The organism is Pseudactinotalea sp. Z1748 (genome assembly GCF_049725185.1).
Classification (GTDB): domain Bacteria; phylum Actinomycetota; class Actinomycetes; order Actinomycetales; family Beutenbergiaceae; genus CALKWS01.
Genome location: NZ_JBMPQB010000004.1, coordinates 196166 through 208084, shown reverse-complemented (window position 1 = coordinate 208084; position 11919 = coordinate 196166). Strand labels below are relative to the sequence as shown.

Sequence of the window (11919 nt, the reverse complement as noted above, 5' to 3'; positions counted from 1 at the left end):
GGTCTCCTCAGGTCAGGGTGTTCAACCAGTTGCGCAACAGGGCGGCGCCGGCGGTGCCGGACTTCTCCGGGTGGAACTGGGTGGCGCTCAGCGATCCGTTCTCCACCGCGGCCACGAAGCGGGTGTTCCGCTCGGAACTGCCGTGGGTGGACCAGGTGGTGCGCAGGTGCGCCGGGGCGGACCGGGCGGCGTAGGAGTGTACGAAGTAGAACCGTTCCTCCTCCAGCCCGGCGAACAGGGCGCTGTCCGGTGGTGGCTCGACGGTAGACCAACCCATGTGCGGGACGACGGGGGCGTCCAGGCGCTCCACCCGGCCGGGCCAGTGTCCCAGCCCCTGGGTGTGCACGCCGTGCTCGAGTCCATCGCTGAACATCACCTGCAGGCCCACGCAGATGCCCAGCACCGGCCGGCCGGCGGCCAGCCGGTCACCGATCATCTGCGGTGCCCCGGCCTGCCCCAGCGCGGCCATCACCGAGGCGAAGGCCCCCACGCCGGGCACAACCAGCCCGTCAGCGCCCGCGACCGCCTCGGGCTCGGCGGTCAGGTCCACCCGGGCACCCGCCCGGCGCAGGCCTCGGACCACCGAGCGCACGTTCCCCGACCCGTAGTCCAGCACCGCCACCCGTGGCTCGAGCGGGATCGTCATCGCTTCTTGCGCCGTCGGGTTCCGAACAGGCCCCCGGGGCGCGCCACCTTCGCTGGATCGATCCGCCCGGGTGCATCCAATGGGTCCAGGGCGCCGATCAGCAGGGACTCCAGCACCTCGTCAGCGTTCGCCAGCACCAGTCCGGCGGGCACCTCCTGCCCCGCCTCCCCGCCGGTGTACTCCCGGCCGGTGATGGTGCCGCTGGGCCCGTCCTGCCCGGTGCCGAGGTTCGCGGTGAGCAGCACCACCCCGACCTTGGCGGTGCGGGAGAGCGTCTGGGCCAACTCCACGGCCTCGGCCGGGGCACCGGTGAGCAGCAGTTCGGTCTCATCGACCGGGCCGGTGATGGTGCGCACGGCCAGCGCCCCGTTCTTGGAGGCGATCACGTGGGCGTCGATGGAGGCCATCGCGCACAACGCGGCCAGGGCCGCGGCCGAACGGATCGGGGTCAGCACCACCGCGATGATCCGGCGCTGGTCTGTGCTTTCACCGCCCACGCCGTCATCGGAGTGATCAGCCTCATCGGGGCGCTCGGTCGGCGCGGCGGCGGGGCGGTCGGGTTCGGTGGGCTGACCGAACTCGGCCGCGAAGGCGGCGTCGAAGGCCGCCTGGTCGAAGGCGTCGCCGTCGTCATCCCCGGGCGGTACCGCGGTCACAACGCCCCCTTGGTGGAGGGCACCCCGTCCACCCGCGCGTCGGGTGCGACCGCCGCGCGCAGCGCCCGGGCCAACGCCTTGAACTGGGCCTCGGCGATGTGGTGCGGGTCCCGCCCGGAGAGCAGGTGCACGTGCAGGCAGATCCCGGCGTGGTAGGCCACTGACTCGAAGACGTGCCCGGTGAGGGAGCCGGTGAAGTGCCCGCCGATCAGGTGGTGGGCCTGGGCCTCCGGTTCCCCGGAGTGCACCACGTAGGGACGCCCGGAGATGTCCACCACGGCCCGGGCCAGGGCCTCGTCCAGTGGCACCAGGGCGTCACCGAAACGGGCGATGCCGCGCTTGTCGCCCAGGGCCTGGCGCAGCGCCTGGCCGAGCGCGATCGCGGTGTCCTCCACGGTGTGGTGGGCGTCGATCTCGGTATCGCCCTCGGCCCGGACGGTCAGGTCGATCAGGGAGTGCTTGCCGAGCGCGGTGAGCATGTGGTCGTAGAACGGCACCGTGGTGGAGATGTCGGTTGCGCCGGTGCCATCCAGGTTGACCTCGACACTGACGGTGGATTCGGACGTGCTGCGTTCGACCTTCGCGGTGCGTGTGCTCACCGGCCGGTCACCTCCTTCAATGCGCCGCGGAAGGCGGCCATGTCCGCCTCGGTCCCGATCGAGACCCTCAAGTATCCCGCAGGCCCAGTCTCCCTGATCAACACTCCTCGGTCCACCAGCCCCTGCCAGATGCGGTGCCGGTCGGTGAAGGTGCCGAACAGCACGAAGTTCGCATCGGAGTCCGCAACCGTGAAGCCCTGCGCACGCAGCCATGCCACGCATTCATCGCGCGCGGCGCGCAGTGCGGCCACGCCCTCCTGCAGCACCGGTGCGTGGGTCAGGGCGGTGCGGGCCACCGCCTGGGTGATGGCCGAGAGGTGGTAGGGCAGGCGCACCACGCGCAGGGCATCGACCAGGTCTGCGGCCCCGGCCAGGTAGCCCACCCGGGCACCGGCGAGGGCGAAGGCCTTCGACATCGTCCTCGCCACCACCAGGTGCGGGTGACCGGGCCGGATACTCAACGCGCTGGCCGTGCCCTCCCGCCGGAACTCCGCGTAAGCCTCGTCGATCACCACGAGGCTCGCGGCGCCGTCCGGGCCGGTGTCGGTGGTCCCGGCGGCGATCGCGCTGATGGTCTCGATGTCCATCGCGGTACCGGTGGGGTTGTTCGGGCTGGCGATCAGGACGACGGCGGGGCGCACCTTCGCGATCTGCTCCAGCGCGTGCCCGGCGCCCAGGCGGAAGTCCGGCGTCCGCGTGCCGGCGACGTAGGTGGTGAAGGTGTCCCTGGCGTACTCGGGGTACATCGAGTAGGTCGGTGCGAAGGACAGCACCGTCCGGCCCGGACCGCCGTAGGCCTGCAGCAGGTGCAACATGACCTCGTTGGAGCCGTTGGCGGCCCAGATGTTCTCGGCCCGCAGTTCATCAGCACCGGACTCGACGGCCAGATAGCCGGCCAGTTCGGTACGCAGGCCCACGAAGTCCCGGTCCGGGTACCGGTTCACCCCCGCTGCGGCGCGGGCGACGGAAGCGGCGATGTCGGCCACCACCTGCTCCGGTGGCGGGTAGGGGTTCTCGTTGGTGTTCAACGGGACCGGCACGTCCAACTGGGGGGCGCCGTAGGGTTCGATCCCGATCAGGTCCGGGCGTAGCGGCAGGGTCACACCGGTGAGTCTAGAACGTGGCCACCCGGCTGGAGGAACAGAGCTGCGGCCTGGCCCCCGCTCCCGGGGCTGCCGCTGACCAGACTGCCGAGCGGGCCTGCTCAGCGGGGAGCACTACTGCGGCTCGATCGTCGGTGCGTCGCCGTTCCTGTTGGTGCGGTACTGGTTCACCAGCCGCTGCAGCGGGATGGTGCTTTCTGCCAGGGCAACAGGATCCACAGCACGATGTACAGGGTGGGTCCGAGCACCGGCAGCAGCATCGCAACGATCAGCAACACCCGCACCAGCACCACGTCGAGATTGGTGGCATCGGCGATGCCGCCGGCGAGGCCGGCCAGCACCCGGCGTGGTCCGCGCCGGAAGCCGAGATTACCGATGACGTCGAAGAAGGAGTCCATGGACCCAAGAGTAAGGAGCCGCCGGCAACGTGCGCCATCGGGGAACACCCGGAGATGACCCTGAGCCTGCGGTGCTACTGCGCGCGACGAAGCACTGCTGCGGTGCCGTGGGCCGGTAGGTCCTCCGCCACGGCCAGAGCCACCAGGTGGTCGGTGACCTCGGCGAGACCGGCCGCGTCGTAGTCGATCACCTGCATCGACTTCAGGTAGGCCATCACCCCCAGGCCGCTGGCGAACCGTGCGGTCCCACCGGTGGGCAGCACGTGGTTTGACCCAGCCAGGTAGTCCCCCAGCGGCACCGGCGAGTGGGAGCCGAGGAAGATCGCTCCGGCGTTGTGCACCCGCTCGGCCACCTGCGCGGCATTGCGGGTGTGGATCTCCAGGTGCTCAGCCGCATAGGCGTTGACCACCTGCACGCCCTGGTCCAGGTCCTGCACCAGCACCACCGCCGACTGCGGGCCGGTCAGCGCACTCCGGATCCGGTCGGCGTGCTTTGCCAACTCGGTCTGCGCCTCGATCTGCCCGGCGACCTGATCGGCCAGTGCTCCCGAGTCGGTGATCAGGACCGAGGCTGCCACCGGATCGTGCTCGGCCTGGGAGATCATGTCCGCGGCCACATAGGCGGGTTGCGCGGTCTCATCGGCCAGGACGGCGATCTCGGTGGTGCCGGCCTCGGAGTCGATGCCGACCAGGCCCAGTACCGCGCGCTTGGCCGCCGTCACGTAGATGTTGCCCGGGCCGGTGATCACGTCCACCGGTTCGCACGCATTCTCCGGGCCGGCTCCCGGCGCGGCCTCGACACCGTGGGCGAACATGCCCACCGCCTGAGCGCCCCCGACGGCGTAAACCTCCTCCACCCCGAGCAGGGCGCAGGTGGCCAGCACCACCGGATCGGGCCAGCCGTCGTTGTCCTTCTGTGGAGGACTGGCCACCGCCAGAGCCGCCACCCCGGCCTCCTGTGCCGGCACCACGTTCATCACCACCGAGGAGGGGTAGACCGCCAGTCCCCCGGGTACGTACAGACCCACCCGACGCACCGGGACCCACCGCTGGTGGACCTGTGCACCGGGGCCGAACGTGGTGCGGGCGGCACCGGGCAACTGGGCGCGGTGGGCCTTGCGCGCCCGACCGATCGCCTCGGTGAGCGCCTCCCGCAGATCCGGGGCAAGCCCAGCCAGCGCCCGGGCGAGCACCTCCTGCGGCACTCGCAGGGAGGCCGGTGTCACGCCGTCGAACGTCTCGGTGTAGTCCGCGATCGCCGTGGCCCCCTCCTGACGGACACGATCCAGGATGGGCCTGACGGTCTCGATCGCGGCCGCCACGTCCACCTCGGCCCGGGGAAGCACCCGGCGCAGGTGGGCCGCAGAGGGTGCGGTGTTACGGAGGTCGATCGTGCGCATCACGAGGCATGAGTCTACGCGCGCTGCCATGATGAGGTGATGCCCTCAACACCGCAGACCGATCCGCAGGACGTGGCGATTCGCGACGAGATGATCCGGCTGGGCCAGTTCCTCAAACTAGCCGGGGTCGCCGAGGACGGGATCGAGGTCAAGGCGCTGCTCGCCGAGGCCGCGGTGACCGTCAACGGTGAGATCGAGGCACGCCGCGGCAGGCAACTGAATCGCGGGGATGTCATCGGCACCGAAACACCGGCCGGCTGGACCTATCTGCGGGTGAGCGGGTGAGATCGGTGCTGCTCAGGCCACGCAGTGCGGCCCCAGCAGCGCCTTGAGGTCCCCGTACAGCGCGGGCGTGCGCTCCACCCGGAGTTGATCGTCCAGCCGAAGCACGGTGGCCCGGCCCGGTGAGGTCAGTCGCAGCCGCACCTCGGTCACACCGGGGTGGGTGGACAGGATGTCGCGCAACTGCTGTACCACCGGGGTGGTGCAGCGGTACTCGGCGAGGCTGACCGTCATCGGGGCATCATCGCTGACCGACACGTCCGGCAGGGACATCTCCATCGCCTGCAGGGCCAGGGAGTCGTCGCGCCGGCGCAGCCGGCCGCGCAGCACCACCACGGTGTCCTCGGCCAGGGCGGTCGAGTAGGCCAGGTAGGTCTCCCCGAAGAACATCACCTCGACGCTGCCGGCCATGTCCTCGATGGTCACCGCCGCCCAGGTGTTGCCCTGCTTGGAGACCTTGCGGGCGACCGAGGTGATCAGCCCGGCCACGGTGACGGTGGACCCGTCCGGTCGCGCCTCATCGGTCAGCAGGGTCGCGATCGGCACATCGGCGGCTTTGGTGAGCACGTGCTCGATACCCGACAGCGGATGGTCGGAGACGTACAACCCGAGCATCTCGCGCTCGAAGGCGAGTTTCTGCTTCTTGTCCCACTCGGGCAGGTCGGGGACCTCCACGGTCAGGGACACCTCGTCATCGGCGTCACCGAGTCCGGCGAACAGGTCGAACTGGCCCTCGGCCTCCTTCCGCTTGACACCGATCACGGCGTCGACGGCCTGCTCATGGATGAGCAGCAACGAACGGCGGGTGTGTCCCAGGGAGTCGAACGCACCGGCTTTGATCAGTGATTCGATGGTGCGCTTGTTGCACACCACCGCCGGCACCTTGTCCAGGAAGTCCGTGAAGGAGGTAAAGGTGCCCTTGTCCGCGCGGGTGGCCACGATCGCCTTGACGACGTTGTCGCCGACGTTGCGGACCGCCCGCAGCCCGAACCGGATGTCGTCGCCCACCGGGGTGAAGGTTCCCTCCGAGGCGTTCACATCCGGGGGCAGCACCGTGATGCCCATCCGGCGGCACTCGTTCAGGTAGAGGGCGGACTTGTCCTTGTCATCCCGGGTGGAGGTGAGCAGGGCGGCCATGTACTCGGCCGGGTAGTGGGCCTTGAGGTAGGCGGTCCAGTAGGACACCAGCCCATAGGCTGCGGAGTGGGCCTTGTTGAAGGCGTAGTCACTGAACGGGACCAGGACTTCCCACAGCGCCTTGATCGCCGCCTCGGGATAGTCCCGCTCACGCATCCCGGCGTGGAACTTGTCGAACTCGGCGTCCAGGACCTCGCGCTTCTTCTTGCCCATCGCCCGGCGGAGCAGGTCCGCCTCACCCAGGGTGTACCCGGCGAGTTTCTGGGCGATCTCCATCACCTGCTCCTGGTAGACGATCAACCCGTAGGTGGTCCCGAGGATCTCGTCCAGGGGCCCGGCCAGTGCCGGGTGCAGCGGGGTGATGTCCTGCAGGCCGTTCTTGCGCAGGGCGTAGTTGGTGTGGGAGTTGGCGCCCATCGGGCCGGGCCGGTACAACGCACCGACCGCGGAGATGTCCTCGAAGTTGTCCGGGCGCATCTGGCGTAGCAGCGTGCGCATCCCGCCACCGTCGAGCTGGAACAGACCGAGGGTGTCGCCGCGGCCGAGAAGTGCGTAGGTCTCGCGGTCGTCCATCGGCAGGTCCTCGACGATCACCGGGTCCTTGCCGTTGACCTCGATGTTGATCAGCGCGTCTTCCAGGATGGTCAGGTTCCGCAGGCCCAGGAAGTCCATTTTCACCAGGCCCAGGTCCTCCCCGGCCGGGAAGTCCACCTGGGTGATGACCGCACCATCCTGCTCCCGGCGCATGATCGGGATGATGTCGATCAGCGGCTCGCTGGCGATGATCACCCCTGCGGCGTGCACACCCCACTGGCGCTTCAGGCCCTCCAGGCCCTTGGCCGTCTCGAGGACCTTGGCCGCGTCAGGGTCCTCGCCGATGAGTTGGCGGAACTCCCCGGCCTCGGCGTAGCGGGAGTCATCAGCGTTGAACATCCCCGCCAGGGAGACATCCTTGCCCATCACCGCCGGCGGCATCGCCTTGGTGAGCTTCTCACCCATAGCGAACGGATAGTCCAGGACCCGACTGGCGTCCTTCAGCGCCTGCTTGGCCTTGATGGTGCCGTAGGTGACGATATAGGCGACTTTGTCCTCGCCGTACTTGTCCGAGACGTAGCGGATCACCTCACCGCGCCGGCGCTCATCGAAGTCGATGTCGAAGTCGGGCAGGCTCATCCGCTCGGGGTTGAGGAACCGCTCGAAGATCAGCCCGTTCTTCAGCGGGTCCAAACCGGTGATGCCCATCGCGTAGGCGGCCATCGACCCGGCTCCCGAGCCACGGCCCGGGCCCACCCGGATTCCCTGGGACTTGGCCCAGTTGATGAAGTCGGCCACTACTAGGTAGTAGCCTGCGTACCCCTTGGAGGTGATCACCTCGTGCTCGTAGTTCGCCTGGGCGCGCACATCCTCGGGAATGCCGTTCGGGTAACGCTGGTGCAACCCGAGTTCGACCTGCTGGGTGAAGTAGGAGACCTCGTCCTCACCCTCGGGAACCGGGAAGTGGGGCATGTACCGGCCAACCTCCTCGGTGAAGGTGACCTCACACTGCTCGGCCACCAGCAGGGTGTTGTCGCACGCCTGCGGGTAGTCGCGGAACAGCTCACGCATCTGCGCACCGGACTTGAGGTAGAACTCCTCTCCCTCGAAGGCGAACCGGGACCCGCCCTGCGCGTATGACGGCTCGGTGAGCCGGGAACCGGAGTTCACGCACAGCAGCGCTTCGTGGGCGTGAGCGTCCTCGCGCTTGGTGTAGTGCAGGTCGTTGGTGGCCAGCAGCGGCGCGCCGATGTGCTCGGCCAACCGGATCAGGTCGGTGATGGTCCGGCGTTCGATCTCGATGCCGTGATCCATGATCTCGACGTAGTAGTTCTCCCGCCCGAAGATGTCCTGCAACTCGGTGGCGGCCCGGACCGCCTCGTCCCACTGGCCCAGGCGCAGACGGGTCTGCACCTCCCCCGACACACAACCGGTGGTGCCGATCAACCCCTCGGCGTAGGTGGACAGCAGGTCCCGATCCATCCGGGGCCACTTGCCCATCTGACCTTCCAGCGACGCCAGCGAACTCATCCGGAAGAGGTTGTGCATCCCGGTGTTGTTCTTGGCCAGCAACGTCATATGCGTGTAGGCGCCGCGGGCGGAGACGTCATCACCGCCCTGGGAGCCCTCCCCCCATTGCACGCGGGTCTTGTCGAACCGGGAGGTTCCCGGGGTGACGTAGGCCTCCACGCCGATGATCGGATTGATGTCGTACTTGCGGGCGGTGCGCCAGAAGTCGTAGGCCCCGAACAGGTACCCGTGGTCGGTCGTGGCCAGCGAGGTCTGCCCGAGCCGGGCGGCCTCGGCGAACAGATCGTCCAACCGTGCCGCTCCGTCCAGCATCGAGTACTCGGTGTGGACGTGCAGGTGAGCAAAATCGGCGGCCATGGCACCCGAGTCTAGGCGGGCCCGCCCACAGCAGCTGGACGGCTCACCGGGCGCGTGGGTGGACCGGGCATAGGGTGGCAGTATGGGCACGAGCAAGCGATGGCACGAGGTGGTCCGGGCAGCCGGTTTGGACGACGGTGAGGGTGGGACACGGCCCACGATCTTCGCCGAGATGACGGCGCTGGCCCAGCGGACCGGGGCGTTGAACCTGGGTCAGGGCTTTCCCGACTCCGACGGGCCGGCCACGGTCACCGAGGCCGCGCGCACCGCTATCGCCGAGGGGATGAACCAGTACCCGCCGGGCAACGGGATCGTGCCGTTACGGGAAGCGATCGCGGCGCATCAGAGCCGCCACTATGGCATCGACCTGGACCCCGGCAACCAGATCACGGTCTCCAACGGGGCCACCGAGGCGATCGCGGCGTCGATCCTGGCCCTGGCCGGACCGGGCGATGAGGTGCTGACCCTGGAGCCCTACTACGACTCCTACGCCGCGGTGATCGCGATGGCCGGCGCCACCCACATGAGTGCTCCGCTGGTGGGCCACGCCGATCAGGGGTTCACCGTGGACGCTGAGGCCCTGCGGGCTGCCTTCAGTGACCGCACCGCCGTGGTGCTGCTGAACAGCCCGCACAACCCCACCGGCGCGGTGCTCAGCGCCGAGGACCTGGCGCTGATCGCCGAACTGGCCATCGCCCACGACGCGATCGTGGTCTCGGACGAGGTCTATGAGCACCTGACCTACGACGGCGCCCGGCACATCCCGATCGCCACCCTGCCGGGCATGTTCGAGCGGACGGTGACGATCTCCTCTGCGGGCAAGACGTTCTCGGTGACCGGCTGGAAGGTGGGCTGGGCCAGCGGTCCGGCGGATCTGATCACGGCACTGGTCAGCATCAAGCAGTTCCTCACCTACACCGGCGGCGCCCCGTTCCAGCCCGCAGTGGCCACCGCCCTGAACCTGGAGATCACCCCCGGTCCTGATCAGCACTGGGTCGGCGAACTCGCCGCCGACCTGTCCGCCCGGCGCGACCTGCTCATGACGGGCCTGACCGAGGCGGGCTTCGAGGTCGTGCGGCCGCGGGGATGCTACTTCGTCATCGCCGATTCCTCGAGGTGGCTGGCACGGCACGGTCTGGCCGACGGAGCGGCGCTGTGCAGCGCCCTGCCGGAGTTGGCCGGGGTGGCCGCGGTGCCGGTGAGTGCCTTCACCGTGCCCGGCAGCCGGACCGACCGGGACCTCGCCGCATCCGTGCGCTTCACCTTCACCAAGTCCTGGGACGTGCTCAACGCGGCTCTGCAGCGTCTGGTGCAGACGTCAGCACCTTGACCGCGTCGCGGTGCCACATCCGGGCATCGAGGTAGCGCTCGGCGCCGATCTCGTACCCCAGGGACTCGTAGAAGGGCAGCGCGGTCTCCTGGGCGGACAGTTCCACCCGCACCTGCCCGTCGACGGCGAACTCGGTGTAGGCGATCCGTTCCAGCTCGGCCATCAGGGCCCGCCCGACCCCCTGGCCCCGGGCCTCGGTGAGAACCGCAACCCTGGTGGCGTGCACGACGCCCGGCTGCTCGGCGTCGGTCAGCATCCGCGCGGTCCCCACATCGCGGAAGTCGGGGTCCACCGCGATCAGGTGCACGCTGGAATCGGACTCATCACGCCCGTCCAGTTCCTCGGCGGGCAGCACACCCTGCTCCTCCACGAACACCGTCCAGCGCAGCCCGTGCACGCGGGCCAGTCCGGAGAGTCCATGTACACGTTCGATCCTCATGGCTGCCGCAATTCCTCCAGGGCTCCGGCCAGGTCCTCGGGGTAGGTCGATTCGATCATGAGCGGCTGCCCGGTGGCCGGGTGGTCAAAGCCCAGTGCCATCGCGTGCAGCCACTGCCGGCGCAGGCCGAGCCTGCGGGCCAGCACCGGATCGGCGCCGTAGGTCAGGTCGCCGACGCACGGGTGCCCGATCGCCGAGGAGTGCACGCGGATCTGATGGGTGCGTCCGGTTTCCAGGTGGATCCGCAACAGGCTGGCCGCGCGCATCGCCTCCAGGGTGGAGTAGTGCGTGATGGATTCGCGGCCTCCGGCCACCACCGCCCACTTGTAGTCGTGCCGTGGGTGCCTCCCGATCGGGGCGTCGATCGTGCCGGCCGAGGGGTCGGGGTGTCCCTGCACGACGGCGTGGTAGATCTTGGTCACGGTGCGCTCCTTGAACGCCCGCTTCAGCGCCGTGTAGGCACGCTCGCTCTTGGCCACCATCATCAGCCCGGAGGTGCCCACGTCGAGGCGGTGCACCACGCCCTGGCGTTCGGCTGCCCCGGAGGTGGAGACCCGGTACCCGGCGGCCATCAGCGCTCCCACCACCGTGGGGCCGTCCCAGCCGGGGCTCGGGTGGGCGGCCACGCCCACCGGCTTGTCCACCACCACGATGTCGTCGTCGTCGTGGCGGATCACCATGCCCGGGACCGGCTCGGGTGGAGCCGGGGACGCGTCGGAGGGCGCCTCGGGCAACCGGAGTTCCAGCCACGCCCCGGACCGGAGCCGGTCGGACTTGCCGACGACGTCCCCGTCCATGGTCACCGCGCCGGCACCGAGCAACTCGGCGGCCTTCGTGCGGCTCAGCCCGAGCAGGCGGCCCAGCGCGGCATCGGCACGCTGGCCCTCGAGTCCCTCGGGCACCGGTAGGGCGCGGTGGTCAGCCATGGTCTTCCTGCGGGGCGCAGGACACCGCAGGGGTGCCGGCGGAGTCGTGCTCACGGAGTCCGTCCAGCCCCACCCCGCGGATCAGCAGGATGGCGATCATCGGAGCGGCCACCACGATCGCGATGTCGGCGACGTTGCCGATCACCAGACCCGCGTAGTTGAGAAAGTCCACTACATGCCCCTGGGCGAAACCGGGGTCGCGGAAGAGGCGGTCGGCCAGGTTGCCCAGGTTTCCCCCCAGCAGCAGCCCGAGTCCGATCGCCCACGCCCGGGAGCGCAGCCGGGGCGCTGCCACCAGGATCACCACCGTGACGACGGTGGCGGCGACGGTGAACACCCAGGTCAGTCCGGTGGCCAGGGAGAAGGCCGCACCGGGGTTGAACACCAGTTGCAGGCCGAACCAGTCCCCCAGCACCGGGTGGTACGCGCCGGGTTCCAGGGTCGCCAGCACCACGATCTTGGTGGCCTGGTCCACACCGAGCACTGCCAGGGTCAGGGCCACCAGGTAGGCCAGCGCCCGGGACCGGGAGGCGGGTGCGGCGCGGTTACCGCCGGTACCGCTACTCGAGGACTCGCTCACCG

12 protein-coding genes are annotated in these 11919 nt (G+C 69.4%); 2 read left to right on the top strand and 10 right to left on the bottom strand.

Annotated features, from left to right (window positions below):
* Positions 1-7 precede the first annotated feature (7 nt).
* The 6 genes from hisH to hisD form a co-directional block, all read right to left on the bottom strand.
* A complete protein-coding gene (gene hisH, locus ACO0LU_RS11000; RefSeq protein WP_424791400.1) occupies positions 8-646 on the bottom strand; it encodes an imidazole glycerol phosphate synthase subunit HisH in 639 nt (212 codons plus the stop codon).
* Positions 643-1302 carry a hypothetical protein gene (locus ACO0LU_RS10995; RefSeq protein ID WP_424791399.1) on the bottom strand — a complete coding sequence of 220 codons (660 nt, stop codon included), beginning with the start codon at positions 1300-1302 and terminating at the stop codon, positions 643-645. The genes hisH and ACO0LU_RS10995 overlap by 4 nt, the downstream gene beginning before the upstream one ends.
* Positions 1299-1901, bottom strand: coding sequence for an imidazoleglycerol-phosphate dehydratase HisB (gene hisB, locus ACO0LU_RS10990; RefSeq protein ID WP_424791398.1), 603 nt, complete (start codon positions 1899-1901; stop codon positions 1299-1301). The genes ACO0LU_RS10995 and hisB overlap by 4 nt, the downstream gene beginning before the upstream one ends.
* On the bottom strand, positions 1898-3004 hold the full coding sequence (locus ACO0LU_RS10985) for a histidinol-phosphate transaminase (RefSeq protein ID WP_424791397.1): 1107 nt from the start codon (positions 3002-3004) through the stop codon (positions 1898-1900). Before ACO0LU_RS10985 ends, hisB begins: the two co-directional genes overlap by 4 nt.
* Positions 3005-3171: 167 nt before the next feature.
* Positions 3172-3402: a PspC domain-containing protein gene (locus ACO0LU_RS10980; protein WP_424791396.1), complete on the bottom strand. Its 231-nt coding sequence runs from the start codon at positions 3400-3402 to the stop codon at positions 3172-3174.
* A 74-nt stretch (positions 3403-3476) separates the two neighbouring features.
* Positions 3477-4805 (bottom strand): histidinol dehydrogenase, encoded by a 1329-nt coding sequence (hisD, locus tag ACO0LU_RS10975; protein ID WP_424791395.1) that lies wholly within the window; start codon positions 4803-4805, stop codon positions 3477-3479.
* Between the two features lie 36 nt (positions 4806-4841).
* Between hisD and ACO0LU_RS10970 the strand changes: the two genes are divergently transcribed.
* Positions 4842-5087, top strand: a complete 246-nt coding sequence (locus tag ACO0LU_RS10970) for an RNA-binding S4 domain-containing protein (protein WP_424791394.1) — start codon at positions 4842-4844, stop codon at positions 5085-5087.
* A gap of 12 nt (positions 5088-5099) precedes the next feature.
* On the opposite strand, the gene dnaE is transcribed toward ACO0LU_RS10970, so the two are convergent.
* A complete protein-coding gene (dnaE, locus tag ACO0LU_RS10965; protein ID WP_424791393.1) occupies positions 5100-8642 on the bottom strand; it encodes a DNA polymerase III subunit alpha in 3543 nt (1180 codons plus the stop codon).
* A gap of 82 nt (positions 8643-8724) precedes the next feature.
* Here dnaE and ACO0LU_RS10960 point away from each other — a divergent pair, with 82 nt between their 5' ends.
* On the top strand, positions 8725-9972 hold the full coding sequence (locus tag ACO0LU_RS10960) for an aminotransferase class I/II-fold pyridoxal phosphate-dependent enzyme (protein WP_424791392.1): 1248 nt from the start codon (positions 8725-8727) through the stop codon (positions 9970-9972).
* Here ACO0LU_RS10960 and ACO0LU_RS10955 read toward each other — a convergent pair.
* The 3 genes from ACO0LU_RS10955 to lspA are packed head-to-tail and all read right to left on the bottom strand — an operon-like array spanning position 9929 to position 11917.
* Positions 9929-10411, bottom strand: a complete 483-nt coding sequence (locus ACO0LU_RS10955) for a GNAT family N-acetyltransferase (protein WP_424787917.1) — start codon at positions 10409-10411, stop codon at positions 9929-9931. The genes ACO0LU_RS10960 and ACO0LU_RS10955 overlap by 44 nt on opposite strands.
* Complete coding sequence (locus ACO0LU_RS10950; RefSeq protein ID WP_424791391.1) at positions 10408-11337, bottom strand: RluA family pseudouridine synthase; 930 nt, start codon at positions 11335-11337, stop codon at positions 10408-10410. Before ACO0LU_RS10950 ends, ACO0LU_RS10955 begins: the two co-directional genes overlap by 4 nt.
* A complete protein-coding gene (gene lspA / locus ACO0LU_RS10945; RefSeq protein WP_424791390.1) occupies positions 11330-11917 on the bottom strand; it encodes a signal peptidase II in 588 nt (195 codons plus the stop codon). The genes ACO0LU_RS10950 and lspA overlap by 8 nt, the downstream gene beginning before the upstream one ends.
* Positions 11918-11919 lie beyond the last annotated feature (2 nt).

Excerpts from the sequence above, each read along its gene's own strand:
- hisH (WP_424791400.1), bottom strand. The coding sequence starts at position 646 with ATGACGATCCCGCTCGAGCCACGGGTGGCGGTGCTGGACTACGGGTCG.
- ACO0LU_RS10980 (WP_424791396.1), bottom strand. The coding sequence starts at position 3,402 with ATGGACTCCTTCTTCGACGTCATCGGTAATCTCGGCTTCCGGCGCGGA.
- ACO0LU_RS10970 (WP_424791394.1), top strand. The coding sequence starts at position 4,842 with ATGCCCTCAACACCGCAGACCGATCCGCAGGACGTGGCGATTCGCGAC.
- dnaE (WP_424791393.1), bottom strand. The coding sequence starts at position 8,642 with ATGGCCGCCGATTTTGCTCACCTGCACGTCCACACCGAGTACTCGATG.
- ACO0LU_RS10960 (WP_424791392.1), top strand. The coding sequence starts at position 8,725 with ATGGGCACGAGCAAGCGATGGCACGAGGTGGTCCGGGCAGCCGGTTTG.
- ACO0LU_RS10955 (WP_424787917.1), bottom strand. The coding sequence starts at position 10,411 with ATGAGGATCGAACGTGTACATGGACTCTCCGGACTGGCCCGCGTGCAC.
- ACO0LU_RS10950 (WP_424791391.1), bottom strand. The coding sequence starts at position 11,337 with ATGGCTGACCACCGCGCCCTACCGGTGCCCGAGGGACTCGAGGGCCAG.